This window comes from Streptomyces sp. NPDC004031, assembly GCF_053604375.1.
This window is the reverse complement of sequence record NZ_JBSGHL010000061.1, coordinates 1-17,236: the sequence shown is the minus strand read 5'-3', so window position 1 is coordinate 17,236 and position 17,236 is coordinate 1. Positions and strand designations below refer to the sequence as shown.

16 protein-coding genes, 2 tRNA genes and 1 pseudogene are annotated in these 17,236 nt (G+C 69.7%); 5 read left to right on the top strand and 14 right to left on the bottom strand.

The features are described 5' to 3' along the window. Window positions 1–171 precede the first annotated feature (171 nt). From ndk to ACWERV_RS29915, 4 genes are all read right to left on the bottom strand, one after another. A complete protein-coding gene (gene ndk / locus ACWERV_RS29930) occupies window positions 172–585 on the bottom strand; it encodes a nucleoside-diphosphate kinase (RefSeq protein ID WP_398181578.1) in 414 nt (137 codons plus the stop codon). Between the two features lie 58 nt (window positions 586–643). Next, complete coding sequence (locus ACWERV_RS29925; RefSeq protein WP_452938944.1) at window positions 644–979, bottom strand: DUF4233 domain-containing protein; 336 nt, start codon at window positions 977–979, stop codon at window positions 644–646. Between the two features lie 13 nt (window positions 980–992). After that, window positions 993–2,564, bottom strand: coding sequence for a bifunctional tetrahydrofolate synthase/dihydrofolate synthase (gene folC, locus ACWERV_RS29920; RefSeq protein ID WP_452938941.1), 1,572 nt, complete (start codon window positions 2,562–2,564; stop codon window positions 993–995). A gap of 78 nt (window positions 2,565–2,642) precedes the next feature. Continuing rightward, a complete protein-coding gene (locus ACWERV_RS29915; RefSeq protein ID WP_398181570.1) occupies window positions 2,643–5,273 on the bottom strand; it encodes a valine--tRNA ligase in 2,631 nt (876 codons plus the stop codon). Window positions 5,274–5,386: 113 nt separating this feature from the next. Between ACWERV_RS29915 and ACWERV_RS29910 the strand changes: the two genes are divergently transcribed. Next, complete coding sequence (locus tag ACWERV_RS29910) at window positions 5,387–6,424, top strand: hypothetical protein (RefSeq protein ID WP_452938938.1); 1,038 nt, start codon at window positions 5,387–5,389, stop codon at window positions 6,422–6,424. Window positions 6,425–6,501: 77 nt separating this feature from the next. Here the strand turns inward: ACWERV_RS29910 and clpX are convergent, their stop codons facing one another. From clpX to ACWERV_RS29885, 5 genes are all read right to left on the bottom strand, one after another. Further along, entirely contained in the window at window positions 6,502–7,785 is a 1,284-nt protein-coding gene (clpX, locus tag ACWERV_RS29905; protein WP_398181564.1) for an ATP-dependent Clp protease ATP-binding subunit ClpX, read from the bottom strand. A gap of 209 nt (window positions 7,786–7,994) precedes the next feature. Continuing rightward, the gene (locus ACWERV_RS29900) at window positions 7,995–8,678 is read right to left on the bottom strand and encodes an ATP-dependent Clp protease proteolytic subunit (protein WP_398181561.1); all 684 of its coding nucleotides are present in this window, start codon (window positions 8,676–8,678) and stop codon (window positions 7,995–7,997) included. A 58-nt stretch (window positions 8,679–8,736) separates the two neighbouring features. Then, complete coding sequence (locus ACWERV_RS29895; protein WP_031514585.1) at window positions 8,737–9,351, bottom strand: ATP-dependent Clp protease proteolytic subunit; 615 nt, start codon at window positions 9,349–9,351, stop codon at window positions 8,737–8,739. A gap of 354 nt (window positions 9,352–9,705) precedes the next feature. Further along, a complete protein-coding gene (gene tig, locus ACWERV_RS29890; RefSeq protein ID WP_452938933.1) occupies window positions 9,706–11,091 on the bottom strand; it encodes a trigger factor in 1,386 nt (461 codons plus the stop codon). A 194-nt stretch (window positions 11,092–11,285) separates the two neighbouring features. Continuing rightward, a tRNA-Pro gene (locus ACWERV_RS29885) sits at window positions 11,286–11,362 on the bottom strand. Window positions 11,363–11,471: 109 nt separating this feature from the next. On the opposite strand from ACWERV_RS29885, the gene ACWERV_RS29880 reads away from it, so the two are divergent. Then, window positions 11,472–11,542: transfer RNA gene (locus tag ACWERV_RS29880), tRNA-Gly, on the top strand. Between the two features lie 244 nt (window positions 11,543–11,786). Here ACWERV_RS29880 and ACWERV_RS29875 read toward each other — a convergent pair. Together ACWERV_RS29875 and ACWERV_RS29870 are read right to left on the bottom strand one after the other, a co-directional pair. Continuing rightward, window positions 11,787–12,481, bottom strand: a pseudogene (locus ACWERV_RS29875) (transposase family protein). A gap of 504 nt (window positions 12,482–12,985) precedes the next feature. Further along, on the bottom strand, window positions 12,986–13,459 hold the full coding sequence (locus tag ACWERV_RS29870) for a hypothetical protein (protein ID WP_452938930.1): 474 nt from the start codon (window positions 13,457–13,459) through the stop codon (window positions 12,986–12,988). A gap of 448 nt (window positions 13,460–13,907) precedes the next feature. Between ACWERV_RS29870 and ACWERV_RS29865 the strand changes: the two genes are divergently transcribed. Both ACWERV_RS29865 and ACWERV_RS29860 read left to right on the top strand, forming a co-directional pair. Next, complete coding sequence (locus tag ACWERV_RS29865; RefSeq protein WP_452938927.1) at window positions 13,908–14,384, top strand: DUF6083 domain-containing protein; 477 nt, start codon at window positions 13,908–13,910, stop codon at window positions 14,382–14,384. Between the two features lie 32 nt (window positions 14,385–14,416). Further along, on the top strand, window positions 14,417–14,617 hold the full coding sequence (locus ACWERV_RS29860) for a hypothetical protein (protein ID WP_452938925.1): 201 nt from the start codon (window positions 14,417–14,419) through the stop codon (window positions 14,615–14,617). 196 nt (window positions 14,618–14,813) lie between these two features. On the opposite strand, the gene ACWERV_RS29855 is transcribed toward ACWERV_RS29860, so the two are convergent. Further along, a complete protein-coding gene (locus tag ACWERV_RS29855) occupies window positions 14,814–15,110 on the bottom strand; it encodes a hypothetical protein (protein WP_452938922.1) in 297 nt (98 codons plus the stop codon). 43 nt (window positions 15,111–15,153) lie between these two features. Then, entirely contained in the window at window positions 15,154–15,606 is a 453-nt protein-coding gene (locus tag ACWERV_RS29850; RefSeq protein WP_452938919.1) for an Lrp/AsnC family transcriptional regulator, read from the bottom strand. Between the two features lie 178 nt (window positions 15,607–15,784). Here ACWERV_RS29850 and ACWERV_RS29845 point away from each other — a divergent pair, with 178 nt between their 5' ends. Further along, window positions 15,785–16,837, top strand: a complete 1,053-nt coding sequence (locus ACWERV_RS29845) for an asparaginase (protein ID WP_452938917.1) — start codon at window positions 15,785–15,787, stop codon at window positions 16,835–16,837. Here ACWERV_RS29845 and ACWERV_RS29840 read toward each other — a convergent pair. After that, window positions 16,802–16,996, bottom strand: a complete 195-nt coding sequence (locus tag ACWERV_RS29840; protein ID WP_398181549.1) for a hypothetical protein — start codon at window positions 16,994–16,996, stop codon at window positions 16,802–16,804. The two genes, ACWERV_RS29845 and ACWERV_RS29840, sit on opposite strands and share 36 nt — an antisense overlap. Window positions 16,997–17,236 lie beyond the last annotated feature (240 nt).

Genomic DNA, 17,236 nt, shown 5'->3' with positions numbered 1-17,236 from the left:
GCCTTCCCGAGCTTGAGCGGAGATTCCATCGTAGTCGCGACCTGTGAGGCGCGCGGGCCGGGGCTCCGACGTCATTGTCATCAGAACACACAGCAGACCCCAGTAATGGTGACGCCGTGTCGGAGTGTTTGGTTCCCGACAGGCCACGGGCTACGCCCGCGGTTGCGGGAGTTAGGCCAGACCGGGGAAGAACAGCTTGATCTCGCGCTCGGCGGACTCCGGCGAGTCCGACGCGTGCACGAGGTTCTCCCGGACGATGGTGCCGAAGTCCCCCCGGATGGACCCGGGTGCCGCGGCGATCGGGTCGGTCGGACCGGCCAGCGCGCGCATCCCCTCGACGACCCGCTCGCCCTCGACGACCAGCGCGACCGACGCCCCCGCGGACATGAACTCCACCAGCGGCTCGTAGAACGGGCGTCCGACGTGCTCGGCGTAGTGCTGCTCCAGGGTGCCGCGGTCCAGGGTGCGCAGTTCCAGGGCGCTGATCGTCCAGCCCGCCTTGCGCTCGATGCGGCCGATGATCTCGCCGACCAGGCCGCGGCGGACAGCGTCGGGCTTGAGAAGGACGAGGGTGCGCGTGGACACGGGCGGCTCCTGCGGGGAAGACGGGTGACGGTGGTGCGATGAGCCTACAAGGCCGCACTCAGGCGGACTGCGCCGCGTTCCTGGCCTTGGCCTCGTCGATCACGCGCCCGTAGTGGATCGACGCCCACCACAGAGCCGCGAAGACCGCGCCGAGGAAGAACATCGTACCGACCGCGAGGCCGCTCAGGATCAGCCCGATCTGCAGCGCCCAGCCCACCGTGAGCGCCCCGCGGCGGCCGAGCATGCCGCACAGCAGCAGGCACAGCACCATCACGACCCCGCACACCGTCCACACGGTGCCCACCGACAGGTCCTCGTTCTTCATCGCGACCAGACCCGCGAAGCCGACCACGAAGAACTCGCTGATCAGCGTGGTCGAACACAGCATGCGCATGAGATCAAGCCCCTCAACTGCGACCCAGCAGCAGCCGGGCCTCTCCCACGGTGATGACCGAGCCGGTGACCAGCACGCCCGCTCCGGCGTACGCGCCCTCGTCCTCGGCCAGCGTGATCGCCGCCTCCAGCGCGTCGTCCAGCCGCGGTTCGACCTGCACCCGCTCGTCGCCGAACACCTCGACGGCGAGCGCCGCCAGTTCGTCCACGTCCATCGCCCGCGAGGTGGAGTTGCGGGTCACCACGATCTCGGCGAGGACCGGCTCGAACGCCTCCAGCAGCCCGCGCACGTCCTTGTCCCGGCTCGGGCTCACGACACCCACCAGGTGTGTGAAGTCGAAGGCCTCGCGGATCGCGGCGGCGGTGGCCTGCGCGCCCGCCGGGTTGTGCGCGGCGTCCAGCACCACGCTGGGGCTGCGCCGTACGACCTCCAGCCGGCCCGGCGAGGTGACGGCGGCGAAGGCGCCGCGCACGGTGTCCAGGTCCAGGGTGCGCTGGTGGACCTGGCCGATGCCGAAGAAGGCCTCCACCGCGGCGAGCGCGACCGCGGCGTTCTGCGCCTGGTGCTCGCCGTACAGCGGCAGGAAGACCTGGTCGTACTCGCCGCCGAGGCCGCGGAGCGTCAGCAGCTGCCCGCCGACGGCGACCTCGCGGGCGACGACGCCGAACTCCTGGCCCTCCCGGGCGACCGTCGCGTCCTCCCGCACCGCCCGCTCCAGCAGCGTGTGCGCGGCGTCCGCGGGCTGCCGGGCGAGGACGGCGGTCGAGCCCTTCTTGACGATGCCGGACTTCTCCACCGCGATCTCGCCCGGGGTGCGGCCGAGCCGGTCGGTGTGGTCCAGCGCGATCGGGGTGACGACGGCGACCTGCGCGTCGATCACGTTGGTCGCGTCCCAGCTGCCGCCCATGCCGACCTCGACGACCGCGACGTCGACCGGCGCGTCGGCGAAGGACGCGTACGCCATCGAGGTGATGACCTCGAAGAACGACAGCCGGTGCTCCTGCGCCTCGTCGACCATCTGCACGTACGGCTGGAGGTCGCGGTAGGTCTCGATGAAGCGCTCGGCGCTGATCGGGGCGCCGTCCAGGCTGATCCGCTCGGTGATGGCCTGCACGTGCGGGCTGGTGTAGCGGCCCACCCGCAGCTCGAAGGCCATCAGCAGCCGCTCGATCATCCGCGCGGTGGTGGTCTTGCCGTTGGTGCCGGTGATGTGGATCGACGGGTAGCCGCGCTGCGGTTCGCCGAGGACGTCCATCATGGCCTGCATCCGCACCAGCGACGGGTCGAGCTTGGTCTCCGGCCAGCGGGCCAGCAGCTCCGCCTCGACCTCGCGCAGCTCGCGGTCCACCGCCGGGTCCTCGGGGCGGCGCGGCACGTCGTCCGCGGCGGACGCCGGGGCGACGCCCGCCCGCAGCGTGCGGCTGCCGGCCTCGATGACGGCCATGTCCACCTCGCGGGGCGCGTCGCCCGCGGTGCGCTCGTCGTCGTCGGTGTCGTACGCGGCGGCGTCCGGGGCGGAGTCCGGATCGAAGGCCTCGTAGGCGTCGTCGTCGCCGGGGGCGCCACGGCTGGGGAGGTCGGTCACGCCGTCCAGTCTACGGAAGGCGGCCCCGGCCTCATGGCCAGGGCCGCCCCGTTCCGTGCGTGTGCTCCGGCCGGGCCGTCAGCCCTGCGGGAGCGCGGCGAGCTGGGCGGTGATCCGCTCGATGTCGGACTCCGCCGTGGCGAGCCGGGCCCGGATGCCGGTCACGACCTTCTCCGGGGCCTTGGCGAGGAAGCCCTCGTTGCCGAGCTTGCGCTGCGCGTCGGACTTCTCCTTCTCGGCCGCCGCCAGGTCCTTCGCGAGCCGCTTGCGCTCGGCGGCCACGTCGATCGTGCCGGACAGGTCCAGCTCGACGACGGCGCCGCCGACCGGCAGCGAGGCCGTGGCGTGGAAGCCCTCCTCGGCGGGCTGGAGCCGCAGCAGGCGCCGCACGGCGTCCTCGTGCGGGCCGAGCACCGTACCGCCCAGGGAGAGCCGCGCGGGCACCTTCTGGGTGTCCTGGAGGCCCTGCTGGGTGCGGAACCGGCGGACCTCGGTGACCAGCCGCTGGACCTCGGCGATCTCCGCCTCGGCCGCCGGGTCGCGGAAGCCGCTGTCCTTGGGCCAGTCGGCGACCACGAGCGTCTCGCCGCCGGTGAGGGTCGTCCACAGCGTCTCGGTGAGGAAGGGCACGATCGGGTGCAGCAGCCGCAGCAGCGTGTCCAGGACCTCGCCGAGGACCCGGCCGGAGACCCGGGCGCTGTCGCCGCCGTTGAAGAACGCGGTCTTGGACAGCTCCACGTACCAGTCGAACACCTCGTCCCACGCGAAGTGGTAGAGCGTGTCGGACAGCTTGGCGAACTGGTAGTCGTCGTAGAAGCCGTCCACGTCGGCGACGATCCGGCCGAGCCGGGACAGGATCCAGCGGTCGGCCGCCGACATCTGCTCGGGCGCGGGCAGCGGGCCCTCGGTGGTGGCGCCGTTCATGAGCGCGAAGCGGGTGGCGTTCCAGATCTTGTTGGCGAAGTTGCGGGACGCCCGCACCCAGTCCTCGCCGATCGGCACGTCGGCGCCCGGGTTGGCGCCGGTGGCCAGAGTGAAGCGGACGGCGTCCGAGCCGTAGGCGTCCATCCAGTCCAGCGGGTCCACCGAGTTGGGGTTGGACTTGGACATCTTCTTGCCGTGCTCGTCGCGCACCAGGCCGGTGAGCGCGATGGTGTGGAAGGGCGCGACGCCGTCCATCGCGTACAGGCCGAACATCATCATCCGGGCGACCCAGAAGAAGATGATGTCGTGGCCGGTCAGCAGCACGTCGGTCGGGTAGAACTTCGCCAGTTCCGGGGTGCTCTCGGGCCAGCCGAGGGTCGAGAAGGGCCACAGGCCGGAGGAGAACCAGGTGTCCAGGACGTCGGAGTCCTGCGTCCAGCCCTCGCCCGTGGGCGCCTGCTCGTCGGGTCCGACGCACACCGTCTCGCCGTTCGGGCCGTACCAGACCGGGATGCGGTGGCCCCACCACAGCTGGCGCGAGATGCACCAGTCGTGCATGTTGTCGACCCAGTCGAAGTAGCGCTTCTCCATCTCCCGCGGGTGGATGGAGACCCGGCCGTCGCGCACCGCGTCGCCCGCCGCCTGCGCCAGCGGGCCGACCTTGACCCACCACTGCAGCGACAGCCGCGGCTCGATCGTCGTCCGGCAGCGCGAGCAGTGGCCCACCGAGTGGACGTACGGGCGCTTCTCGGCGACGATCCGGCCCTGCTCGCGCAGCGCGCCGACGATCGCCGACCGCGCCTCGAAGCGGTCCAGGCCCGCGAACGGGCCGGGCGCGGTGATGACCGCGCGCTCGTCCATGATCGTCAGCGACTCCAGGCCGTGCCGCTGGCCGATGGCGAAGTCGTTCGGGTCGTGCGCGGGCGTCACCTTGACCGCGCCCGTGCCGAACTCCGGATCGACGTGGGTGTCCGCGACGACCGGGATCGTACGGTCGGTGAGCGGCAGCTTGATGCGCCGGCCGACCAGGTGCCGGTAGCGCTCGTCGTCCGGGTGGACGGCGACGGCGGTGTCGCCGAGCATCGTCTCGACCCGGGTGGTGGCCACGACGACGCTGTCCTCGCCCTCCCCGTAACGGATCGACACCAGCTCGCCGTCGTCGTCCTGGTACTCCACCTCGATGTCGGAGATGGCCGTAAGACAGCGCGGGCACCAGTTGATGATGCGCTCGGCGCGGTAGATCAGCTCGTCGTCGTAGAGCCGCTTGAAGATCGTCTGGACGGCGCGCGAGAGGCCCTCGTCCATCGTGAAGCGTTCCTTGGACCAGTCGACGCCGTCGCCGAGCCGCCGCATCTGGCCGAGGATCCGCCCGCCGTACTCCTCCTTCCAGCGCCACACGCGCTCGACGAAGGCCTCGCGGCCGATGTCGTGCCGCGACTTGCCCTCGTCCGCGAGCTGCTGCTCCACCTTGTTCTGGGTGGCGATGCCGGCGTGGTCCATGCCGGGCAGCCACAGCGCCTCGTAGCCCTGCATGCGCTTGCGGCGGGTGAGGGCGTCCATCAGCGTGTGCTGGAAGGCGTGGCCCAGGTGCAGGCTGCCGGTGACGTTGGGCGGCGGGATGACGATCGTGTACGGCGGCTTGTCGCTCTTGGCGTCCGCCGTGAAGTAGCCGCGTTCTACCCAGCGCTCGTACAGCGGCCCCTCTACCTCGGCCGGCGCGTACGTCGTCGGCAGATCGGGGGTGCTGTTCGGCCCGCTGGCGGGGCGCTGAGTGTTGTCGGTCACCCGCCGATTCTACGGGGGCGGCCGGGGCTGTTACGAATCAGTTGTCCCCTTACGGCGCCCCCGCCCGCGGCGTCCGCGAGGATGGGGGGATTCGTTGACGGAGGGGACGATCCATGAGCAGCAACCAGCCGCCGCCCGGCCCGTACGGGCAGCAGCCGCCGAATCCGTACGGTGGCGGGCAGCCCGGCGGTTACGGTCAGCCGCAGCCCGGGTACGGGCAGCAGCCGCCCGCCCAGCCCGGCTACGGCTACCCCCAGCCCGCGCCGCCGCAGCCCGGCTACGGGCAGCAGCCCCCGCCCCCGCCGGGTTACGGCCAGCAGCCTCCGCCGCCCCCGCAGGGTTACGGGCAGCAGCCGCCCGCCCCGCCCGGCTACGGCTACCCGCAGCAGGGCGGCCAGCCGCCGTACGGCCAGGTGCCCCAGCAGGGCTACGGCTACGGGCAGCCCCCGGCGGGCCCGCAGGGCGGCGGGAGCGGCAGGCGGACCGGCCTGATCGTCGGCGCGGTCGTGGTGGTCGCGGCGATCGTCGGCGGCGTCGTCCTGCTGATGAACGGTTCCAGCGGCGGCGGCATCAAGAACGACGGCAAGAAGTACAAGCTCACCACGCCCGACACGGTCGCGCAGACCTACAAGAAGGCCTCGGGCGACGACTCCGAGGACGACACCATCAGCTCCGAGGACCGCACCCAGCTCAGCGCGCTGGGCATCACCGACCCGCACAGCGTCGGCGCCGACTACGCGCAGGGCGACTCGGCGGCCGCCGCCGGACTGCGCTTCGGCGGGCTCTACGGCACCGTCGCGGACCCGGACAAGGTCGTCGACGGGCTGCTCGCCTACGTGGCCGCCGCGAGCAAGAAGGACCAGGCGAGCGGCGACAGTTCGGACGGCGGCACCTTTGAACCCGTCGGCTCCCCGCAGAAGGAGAGCCCGGCCGGCATGGACGACGCCGTGATGAAGTGCCAGAACGTGAAGGTGAGCGAGGGGGACAAGACGATCACCACACCGGCGTGCGTGTGGTCCGACTACAGCACCGTCGGCTTCGTCATGCCGCTCGACCCCAAGGCGGCGCTGCTGGGCACCGGCATGTCGCTCAAGGACGCCGCCGACCTGACCTTCAAGGTCCGCCAGGACACCCGCGTACCGCTGGGCTGACCCGGCCCGCACGCAGAGGGGCGCCCGGTTCCGCACCGGGCGCCCCTCGTGTCCGCGGATCCGTGCCCGCGGCGGCGCTACGCGCTCTTCTGCTCGCCCTTGCCGACGATGCGCGGCTCACGCGGCACCAGCGTCGGGTTGACGTTGGAGTGCACGACCTCGGCGGTGATCACCACACGGGCGACGTCCTTGCGGGACGGCACCTCGTACATCACCGACATCAGCACCTCCTCCATGATCGCCCGCAGACCCCGGGCGCCGGTCTGCCGCAGGATCGCCTGGTCGGCGATGGCCTCCAGCGCGCCGCGTTCGAACTCCAGCTCCACGCCGTCGAGTTCGAAGAGCTTCTGGTACTGCTTCACGAGCGCGTTGCGCGGCTCGACGAGGATCTGCAGCAGCGCCTCGCGGTCCAGGTTGTGCACGCTGGTGATGACCGGCAGACGGCCGATGAACTCCGGGATCATCCCGAACTTCACCAGGTCCTCCGGCATGATCTCCTGGAAGAGGTCGGCCGCCTGGAGTTCCCGCTTGGAGCGGATGGTCGCGCCGAAGCCGATGCCCTTGGCACCGGCCCGCGACTCGATGATCTTCTCCAGCCCGGCGAAGGCACCGCCCACGATGAACAGCACGTTCGTCGTGTCGATCTGGATGAACTCCTGGTGCGGGTGCTTGCGGCCGCCCTGCGGCGGAACGCTCGCGGTCGTGCCCTCCAGGATCTTCAGCAGCGCCTGCTGCACGCCCTCACCCGACACGTCACGGGTGATCGACGGATTCTCGCTCTTGCGGGCCACCTTGTCGATCTCGTCGATGTAGATGATCCCGGTCTCGGCCTTCTTGACGTCGTAGTCCGCCGCCTGGATCAGCTTCAGCAGGATGTTCTCGACGTCCTCACCGACGTAGCCGGCCTCGGTGAGCGCGGTGGCGTCGGCGATGGCGAACGGCACGTTCAGCATCCGGGCCAGGGTCTGCGCCAGCAGCGTCTTGCCCGAGCCGGTGGGACCGAGCAGCAGGATGTTGGACTTCGCCAGCTCGATCGCGTCCTCGTGCCCGGGGCGGCCGTTCTCCCCGGCCTGGACGCGCTTGTAGTGGTTGTAGACCGCCACCGAGAGCGCCTTCTTGGCGGGCGTCTGCCCGACCACGTAGCTCTCCAGGAACTCGTAGATCTCCCGCGGCTTGGGCAGATCCTCCCAGCGGACCTCGGAGGACTCCGCGAGCTCCTCCTCGATGATCTCGTTGCAGAGATCGATGCACTCGTCGCAGATGTACACACCGGGGCCTGCGATGAGCTTCTTCACCTGCTTCTGGCTCTTTCCGCAGAACGAGCACTTCAGCAGGTCTCCGCCGTCACCGATGCGTGCCACGAGGTCTTTCCCCTTCGCCTGGGTTCCGCCGGCCTTCAACGGAGCCTGGGTGCTTCTCTCATCGACGGTACCTTGCCGCGCCCCCCGTGTGGGCCCCCCTTGGACGTACTCGCTCATCCGGGTCCAGGGGGGCGGGGGGGCACGGCAGGCGGCCGCCGCTCGGGTGGATCAGTCCTGACGCGGACGCATCAGGACGATCCGGGGCGTCCTCAGACGCCGACGGAGGTCTTGCGGGTCGAGACGATCTGGTCGACGAGGCCGTAGGACAGGGCCTCCTCGGCGGTCAGGATCTTGTCCCGCTCGATGTCGTCCCGGATCTGCTCGATCGGCGTGGTGGAGTGCTTGGCCAGCATCTCCTCCAGCTGCTGCCGCATCCGGATGATCTCGTTGGCCGCGATCTCCAGGTCCGAGACCTGACCGCGGCCGGTCTCGGTGTACGGCTGGTGGATGAGCACCCGGGCGTTCGGCAGCGCCATCCGCTTGCCGGGGGTACCGGCGGCCAGCAGCACCGCGGCGGCGGAGGCCGCCTGGCCCATGCAGACCGTCTGGATGTCCGGCTTCACGAACTGCATCGTGTCGTAGATCGCGGTGAGCGCCGTGAAGGAGCCGCCGGGGCTGTTGATGTAGACCGAGATGTCGCGGTCCGGGTCCATCGACTCCAGGCACAGCAGCTGCGACATCACGTCGTTCGCCGAGGTGTCGTCGATCTGCACGCCCAGGAAGATCACCCGCTCCTCGAAGAGCTTCGAGTACGGGTCGTAGCGCTTGTAGCCCTGGGAGGTGCGCTCCTCGAACTGCGGAACGAGGTAACGGGCCTCGGCGCCGAACACGCCGGGCCGCTCGGCCCGGGTGCGCTCGTACAGGCCGCTGCCGGGGAAATTCTGAGTGTTCACGTCCACCGTCCTGGTGATGTCGAGCTTCGAGTGATCGTCGGGGCTGCCGCGGCCCGGCTCAGGAGCCGGAGCTCGCGCCGGTGCCACCGCCGCCGGGCACGTGCGCGGCGGAGAGCATGACCCCGTCCAGCAGGCCGTACTCCTTGGCCTCCTCGGCGGAGAACCAGCGGTCGCGGTCGGAGTCCTTGGTGATCTGCTCGAAGCTCTGGCCGGAGTGCTGGGCGATCAGCTCGGCCATGCGGCGCTTGGTGTGCAGCAGCTGCTCGGCCTGGATCTTGATGTCGGTGGCGGAACCGCCGAGACCGGCGGACGGCTGGTGCATCAGGATGCGGGTGTTCGGCAGCGCGAAACGCTTGCCCGGGGTGCCCGCGGTGAGCAGGAACTGGCCCATCGAGGCCGCCATGCCCATCGCGATCGTCACGACGTCGTTCTGGATGAACTGCATCGTGTCGTAGATCGCCATACCGGCGGTCACCGAGCCGCCGGGGCTGTTGATGTAGAGGAAGATGTCCTTGTCCGGCTCGGCGGCCAGGAGCAGCAGCTGAGCCGTGATCTTGTTGGCGATGTCGTCGTCGACCGCTTGGCCGAGGAAGATGATGCGCTCGCCGAGCAGTCGGTTGTAGACCTGGTCGCCGAGGCCACCGGGGTTCGGCTCGCCGGCGGCGGAAGGCATCGGAGTCGTCACGTATCCACCTGCTCGTTGTCGGACGGTAGACGGGCCGTCACAGGGTCTTCGTCTGAGTCGGTCACCTTCCCCTCAGGGGGACTGCGCCCTTCTCCTTACGGACCCTAACGCGCGGGTGGTGGCCGTAAATCCTGTACGGCCACCTGTTCGCTCTGAGCGCATGGCGCATACCGCGCCGGATACGCCCAGGGGCGCGGGGAACTGCGCGAGCAACCCACCACCGGCCGGTGGTCCGGAGCGGGCCGAAGTGACCCCCTGGGCCGGTGACGACCCACGCCCCGGTGGGGCTGAGCGCGCGGCTCCCCGCGCCCCTGATGCGTACCGCCCTCCGCGGAGGGAGGGTCAGGCCTGCTCGACCTCGGACGGACCCTCGGACGCGTCAGCGTCCTCCGCGGACCCGTCCTCGTCCTCGTCCTCGTCGTCGGCCAGGTCGACGACCTCACCGTTGGAGTCGGTGACCTTCGCCGCCTCGACGACGACCGCGAGGGCCTTGCCGCGGGCGACCTCGCCCACCAGCAGCTGGACCTGGTTGCCCTCGACGACCGCCTGGGCGAACTGGTCGGGGCTCATGCCGGAGGAAGCGGCGCGGCGCACGAGGTGCTCGGTGAGCTCCTCCTGGTTGACCGACAGCTTCTCCTTGCCGACGAGCTCGTCGAGGATGAACTGGGTCTTGATGCCCTTGACCGCCTGCTCCTCAAGCTGCGCGTCGTACTCCTCGCGCGTCTTGCCCTCGCGCTCCAGGAAGGACTCCCAGGTCAGACCCATCTGCGGGAACTGGTGGTGCTCCAGGTTGTGGGTCCGGGTCTCGATCTCGTCCTTGAGCAGCTTCTCCGGGATCGCGACGTCGGTCAGCTCGATGAGCGCGTCCAGGACCTTCTCCTGGGCGGCCGTGGCCTGGTCGTACTGCTTCATCGACTCCAGGCGCTTGCGGCTGTCCGCGCGCAGCTCCTCCAGGGTGTCGAACTCGCTCGCCAGCTGGGCGAACTCGTCGTCCAGCTCCGGCAGCTCGCGCTGCTGGACGTCGGAGACCTCGACCTTGACCTCGGCGGCCTGGCCGGCCGCCGAGCCGCCCTTGAGCTCGGAGGTGAAGGTGGCCGAGCCACCGGCGGACAGGCCCGTCACGGCGTCGTCGATGCCGTCGAGGAGCTGGCCGGAGCCGATGGTGTAGCTGACGCCCTTGGCGATGCCGTCGCCGAGGACCTCGCCGTCCACGGACGCCTCCAGGTCGACGACCACGACGTCGCCCTCGGCGGCGGCGCGGTCCACGGTGGAGGTGGTGGCGAAGCGGTCCCGCAGCTGCTCCAGGGACTTCTCGACGTCCTCGTCGGAGACCTCGACGGCGTCGACGGTGACCTCGATGCCGGAGTAGTCCGGGATCTCGATGGTCGGGCGGACGTCCACCTCTGCGGTGAACTTCAGCTCGTTGCCGTCGTCGAACTCGGTGATGTCGACGTCGGGCTGGCCGAGCACGTTGATCTCGCCCTCGGTGACCGCCTGCGTGTAGAACTTCGGCAGCGCGTCGTTGATGGCCTCTTCGAGGACCGCGCCGCGACCGAAGCGCTGGTCGATGACGCGGGCAGGGATCTTGCCCTTGCGGAAGCCCGGCACCGTGACCTGGTTGTTGATCTTCTTGTACGCCGCGTCGAGGCTGGGCTTGAGCTCCTCGAAGGGCACCTCGACAGTGAGTCGAACCCGGGTCGGGTTCAGAGTCTCGACGGCGCTCTTCACGGTTGGGTCTCCTTGGGGCTTTACGTTGATGGGGGCGGACCTTCGGCCCTTCGGCGCGGCTCGCGCATCCGGTACTCGGTACCCGGCCATGCCTTGTACCCGGTCGCCGGCGGCCCATCCTACCCGTACCACAAACCCGCCCGAGCGGGGTCGCCCGGCAGCCCGCCGGCCGCTCCCGCACAACGCGTCAGCGCTGGTCGGGGTGGCCGGATTCGAACCGACGGCCTTCCGCTCCCAAAGCGGACGCGCTACCAAGCTGCGCCACACCCCGCTGGTGCGACACGTAGAGTACATGCCCCTTAGACCGTGGGCAGCCGGTATTCACCCGCGCCCGATCCGGTTCGACCGCCAACCGCACGATGTGCCAGAATCAAGGCGCTGCGGGCGTAGCTCAATGGTAGAGCCCTAGTCTTCCAAACTAGCTACGCGGGTTCGATTCCCGTCGCCCGCTCTGCACGACGACGGCCCAGGTCAGCGGATGTTTTCCGCAGCCTGGGCCGTTGCCTTGCCCGACCCCGTCCCAGCCGTCCGTGCCCGCCACGTGCCCGTTCCGGCCGGATCCGCGCTTCAGCGCCCTGACGCAGCGCCCTGACGATCATGCCGTCGATGGCGTCCGCGGTCCCTCGTCCCCTCTCCTGGCTCCCGTGCTGGTAGATCGAGCGCGGCCCGGCTCGAACCGTGCCCGAGCCTGCTCATCAGCTCCCGCGTGCCGGCGTCTGTCCAAGGGCTGTCCCGTAATTGATCTTCGGGCATCTCGGACGTGGGTCGATGCTCGGTGGTCGTTGGTCCCAGGCGGCCTGGAGGAGGTTATGCAGGCGGGTGATGCCGAGCATGGCGCGGTGGACACCCTCGCCCTTGGGGCGGCAGTCGCGGAGGATCTTCCACGTCTTCATCCGGGCGAAGACGTGCTCGACGCAGGCACGGACCTGCTTGTGTTCGCGGTTGTGCTCGGCCTGCCAGCCGGTGAGCTCGCCGCCGCGTGGCAGTCGTTCCGGTTGCCGGGCAGGGGCTTGCCAACGGCGACGACCGGGCGGGTGTCGGCGTCGATGACCACCTGGTGGTCGGTGGAGTACCGGTAGCTCTTGGACTGCTCGGCGATCGTGTGGTCGCGGGTGGGCACGAGGGTGCCGTCCACGATGAGCACGGTGCCCTTGCGGAAGCGTTGTCGCGGCTTGAGCGCGAGCAGTGGGCCGATGTGGTCGATGATGCGGTCGGCCGCCGACTTGGACACCCCGAACGGCGGCGCGAGCTGCCGCAGCGTCAGGTTGGTACGCCAGTAGGCGGCGACCAGAAGGACCCGGTCCTCCAAGGGCAGGCATCCCACCGTTTCGGGACCCCCGTGTGCCAGCGTGGCCCGACACCGCTCCACCTGTTCGGCCACCTGCTCCATGAACCAGCGCACGATCTCGTACGGGATGACGTGCTCGTCGTGGCTGTGGAAATGGACGGACGGCTCCAAGTCCGGGTCCTCGTCGGGAATCACCGCCACGAGGAAGGCGGCTCCGGGGAGGTGGGTCGCGGCGTTGGGGATCTCCGTCCACGCGGCCGGCGCCGGGACGGCTTCGCTCTGCTCCACGCACCAGGCGTCGTCGGACAAGGAGTAGTGGAACTGCACGGCGTAGTGACGGCCTGCGTGTTCCCGCAGCTCTGGCATGTCCGCAGGCTGCGACAGCCTCCGGGCTGGAGTCGCACGGATATCGGGCGAGGCCGACCAGTCGCCGCCAGGCGTGTCGCTCGGCGGCTCGACCAGCGGTTACGGGACAGCCCTTAGCGGCATGATCGGCCGACATTGATCCCTCGAACGGGTGACTGGACGGCCTGACCGGTCTGGCTGCTACCCAGACATTTGGCAGGAGCGTTCAAAGGTGACCGTGGCGGCCAGTTCGCCTGGCCTTCAAGCGGACATGTAGTTGAGGACACTGCCCCAAGTAACCTTTACCGAAATAACCGATTCCGGTACGTCGAAGTACACGTAGTCGGAAAGGGTTGCTTCTGTTTCCTCTGACCGCCCGAGAATGGTGGTTTGGGTGTAGTTCCACGGCTCACTATTGCTGTACGCGATGCATGTCTCCCATAGATACGAGCCGGGGACGAGGCGTATATTCCTATAGCTCTGTCCGCCGTCAAGAGTCGAACCCTCGACAAACTGCTCCCAGAGATAAACTCCTCCGGCGAGGGTGATGCTGCGGCTCTGGCATGATTTCGCGCCCACTGCGGGAGTGACGTCTATGGTCTGGGGGCGTTCCAGTGTTGCAGGGGCATAGGCGGCCGCTGCAGTCGTAGTCGTGATGACGCTGACCATAGTGGTGGCATTGGACGAGGCCTGAGCCGGTGCGATGTTGATAGCTACACTGGCCACAGCCGCCATGAGTGCGATGCAAAGAGCGCGCTTTTTCATGCAATCCCCCAGTAATCACTCCGTTTTCGGTGGCGATCTTAGGCTGCAATCCGGTTCTGTGTCCAGGGTGCGCGCCACAAATTGTCGGATTATCCTCGTTATAGACGCCGTGTCTCGCTTCCGCAGGACCTACCTGCGGGTTGGGCTGACTCGCGACAGGGACCACTTGGGGACCACGCGCTATGCGCGGAGGCGGACAACCGCAGCTCACGCGCACGCGAGATCGTGCATCAAAGTGCCGCTGGCCTGCGGAAACCCTCGAACCTATGATCCGGGGGTCAAGTGGGCTTGTTTTCGCCCTACTACTCTCCGCACACAGCTACTCACACTCGAACGTATGGGGAGAGAGCGCACCAACCAGGACCTTGCGTGCGAGGAGTGCCGCGACCCAAGCCAACCGGCGTGCGAGCGGGGGACCTTGCCGCTGGATGTCGTGCTGTGCGACCGGTGCTGGAACCGGTTGGCCAACGAGCTGGCCGAGATCGACGACGCCACCGCCCTGCCGAGCCCCGAGCCAGATCCTGACGACGTCGAGTGGATCGAGCCCGAGGGGTGCCCCAAGTGCGGCATGGAGGTACGCACGATGCCCACCAACTACGACCGGTGGGTGAACCTCTCCACAGTCCCCGCGCGGGCCAAGGAAGTACCCCGGCGTTACCGGTGGCGCATCGTGGCGAAGACCGCCCGGCACTCGACCTACCCCGTCGCCAAGATCGCGGTGCGGGTGAGCGGGCTCGAACCCATGCCGGACGACATGGTGATACCCGCGCACACTGTCGAGTGCCAGCACCCCGCGGCCCGCGCCAAGGTGGAGGAGGCGTGGCGGGCGGACCGCGCGCGGCAGGCGTGGGTGCCGCCCTCCGTCGAGGAGTTCGAGGACGACGACGAGCCCTGATGCGCCAGCCGGTGCGCGGATACGCTGGCGCCATGGAACCCAGCCAGGAGCCCACTGGTCGACTATCGGACGAGGAGTTCCGTCAGTTCCTGAGCATGCTCCGGCGCTACCTGCGCCATGACTTGGACCAGTGGGAACTCCTCGTGACCCAGAGCGAGTACGGCCCGCTCTACGCGGCCTTCGCGAACAAATTGCCAGAAGGCTGGCCCGAGGACATGTTCAGGCCGTTCTAGTCCGCCGGACAGCCCGTGCCCCGCGTGCCCGCCGCATGCCCGTCTGAGGGGCGAACGAGGGGGAACCACGGGGAACAGCGGGCCGGGCGCCCTGTAGGCCCTGGACGGGGCCGTACGAGGTCGCCACGGGGGCAGCGCGCTGGTCTTCCGAATTGGCTACGCGGGTTCGATTCCCGTCGACCGCTCGTTCCGGGGGTCACCGGTTGCAGTAGCCCCAGTAGAGGCCGACCGCGGCGAGGGCCTGTTCGGACAGCTCCGGGTGGGCGCGGCGCAGGTCCGCGGTGACGGCGCGCATGGCGGGTCTCAGGGCGAGGCGGTCGTACCGGCGGCCGAGGTCGAAGGCCTCGGCCGCCACGTGGTCGATGCGGCGGAGCAGGTCGGCGACGGCCGGTTCGCCGAAGGTTTCGGACAGGGCGGCGGCGTCGCGGTAGCGCGTCGGGTACAGGCCCTCGGCGTAGTACAGGCGGAGGGCCCGCGACAGCTGTTCGTCCATGGCCGCCACATTCGCACAGGCCGTCGTCGTTCCCGGGGCGGGGTCAGTCGACGGGGATGCCCTGGGGGGACTTGATGCGGCGCATGATCATTTGGGAGTTGACGTCGCTGACGCCCGGCATGCCGATGAGTTTCTCGGTCCAGAAGCGCTCGTAGGCGTCGGAGTCGGCCACCGCGATGCGCAGGAGGCAGCCGGGGGCGCCGTAGAGGCGGTAGGCCTCGACGACGTCGGTGGTGGACAGGACCTCGGTCTCGAAGGCGGCGACCGAGGCGCGGTCGCGGTGGACCTCGACGGAGGCGAAGACCTCGAAGCCGCGGCCGACGGAGGCGGGGTCGACGACCGCGCGGTAGGTCTGGATCACCCCGTCGTCCTCCAGCTGGCGTACCCGGCGCAGGCACGGGGAAGGGGTGAGACCGACCCGCTGGGCCAGCTCCTGGTTGGTCAGCCGGCCGTCGGCCTGGAGTTCGCGCAAGATGTGTCTGTCGATGGCGTCCATCGCAGCATTATCAACCAGGATTTAACAAAGTACCGGCTGGTACTCGCAATCATATGCTGGGTCTACGCGCATATCATTGCAGTGGAGACCGTGTACGGTGCCGAGCCCTGCTCCCACGGGTGTCGGCGGCCCCCGCGGCAACGGTCGGCGCAGCGGCAGCAATGGAGGCGGAGGCATCGTGCGACACGTCGTGGTGATCAGCACCGGGGGCACCATCGCCAGCCGGTGGCAGGGCGACGGATACGCGGCCGAGGCCGCCGGGCGCGAGGTGCTGGAGGCCGGCGCCGTGCCGGAGGACGTGCAGGTGCGGGTCGTCGACCTCTTCACCGTCAACAGCTCGCGGCTGACCACCGACCACCAGCTGCGGCTGCTGTACGCGGTGCACGAGGCGCTCGCCGACCCCGAGGTGGACGGCGTGGTCGTCACCCACGGCACGGACACCCTGGAGGAGTCCGCCTTCTTCGTCGACCTCTTCCACCACGACCCGCGCCCGGTGGTCTTCACCGGCGCGCAGCAGCCGCTGGACGCCCCCGACGGCGACGCGGCGGGCAACCTCTACGACGCGCTGCTGACCGCCAGCTCCGGGCGGGACATCGGCGCGGTGATCGTCTTCGCCGGGCAGGTCTTCGCCGCCCGCGGCACGGTCAAGCAGCACACGGTGGACGCGCGCGCCTTCGGCGCCCCTGACGGGCAGCCGCTGGGCCGGGTCGACTTCGGCCGGGTGCGCTGGTCGCGGCGTGTGCCGCGGCACGCGCCGCTGCCGCTGCCCGCGCGCACCGGCAGCACCCCGCGGGTCGACATCGTGATGCACCACAGCGACGGCGACTCGGTCCTCTTCGACGCGGCGGTGGCGGCCGGCGCCCGCGGCATCGTGCTGGTCGGCACGGGCGCGGGCAACGCCAACCCGGAGGTCGCCGACGCGGTGCGCCGCGCGGTGGGCGCCGGGGTGCAGGTCGCCGTCAGCACCCGGGTCGCGGCGGGCGCGGTGGCCCCGCTCTACACCGGCGGCGGCGCCGTGGACCTGGCGGCGGCCGGCGGGCTGCTGACCGGCTCGCTCAAGCCGGGCCAGGCCCGTATCGCGGTGCTGGCCGCGCTGCTGGCGGCGGGCGGCCCGGACCGCGGTCCGGACGCGCCGGACGCCGGAACGCTGCTGCGCGCCCTGCTGGCCCCGGCGGCGGAACCGCAGCGGCCGGCGTCAGATCTTTATCTGGTTGATGGTGTCGGCCACTGAGTTCAGGAACCGGTTGATCTCCGGCGCCATGTCCGTGGACGCCAGGAAGAAGCCGAAGAGGGCGGCGACGATCGCGGGCCCCACCTTGATCGACTTGGACCGGATCATGACGAAGAGCACGACGGCCAGCAGCACTGCCGCGGACAGCGAGATCACCACAGCGGATCACTTCCTCAATCGGTTCCAAGCCGAGCCTGTCCGGGGAACCACGCTGCGCCCCCGCCTCGCCCGTAGTCCATGGTGCCATCCCTGACCGACAATCAACGCCCTTCGGCGGCAGGGCAGATGGTTGCGATCGGGTGTGCTAGGGCCTGTCGTGTGGATCTCCGTGGAGGAAGGAGCGGGGTCCGGCGCTCCCCCAGAGCTTCGCCTGGGAGGTACCCCCAGCTGCAAGGCGGA

What these genes read in the sequence shown, in the direction of transcription:
- ACWERV_RS29925 (WP_452938944.1), bottom strand. Translation starts at nt 979, where the DNA reads ATGCGCATGCTGTGTTCGACCACGCTGATCAGCGAGTTCTTCGTGGTC.
- ACWERV_RS29910 (WP_452938938.1), top strand. Translation starts at nt 5,387, where the DNA reads ATGAGCAGCAACCAGCCGCCGCCCGGCCCGTACGGGCAGCAGCCGCCG.
- ACWERV_RS29895 (WP_031514585.1), bottom strand. Translation starts at nt 9,351, where the DNA reads ATGCCTTCCGCCGCCGGCGAGCCGAACCCCGGTGGCCTCGGCGACCAG.
- ACWERV_RS29870 (WP_452938930.1), bottom strand. Translation starts at nt 13,459, where the DNA reads ATGGCGGCTGTGGCCAGTGTAGCTATCAACATCGCACCGGCTCAGGCC.
- ACWERV_RS29860 (WP_452938925.1), top strand. Translation starts at nt 14,417, where the DNA reads ATGGAACCCAGCCAGGAGCCCACTGGTCGACTATCGGACGAGGAGTTC.
- ACWERV_RS29855 (WP_452938922.1), bottom strand. Translation starts at nt 15,110, where the DNA reads ATGGACGAACAGCTGTCGCGGGCCCTCCGCCTGTACTACGCCGAGGGC.
- ACWERV_RS29850 (WP_452938919.1), bottom strand. Translation starts at nt 15,606, where the DNA reads ATGGACGCCATCGACAGACACATCTTGCGCGAACTCCAGGCCGACGGC.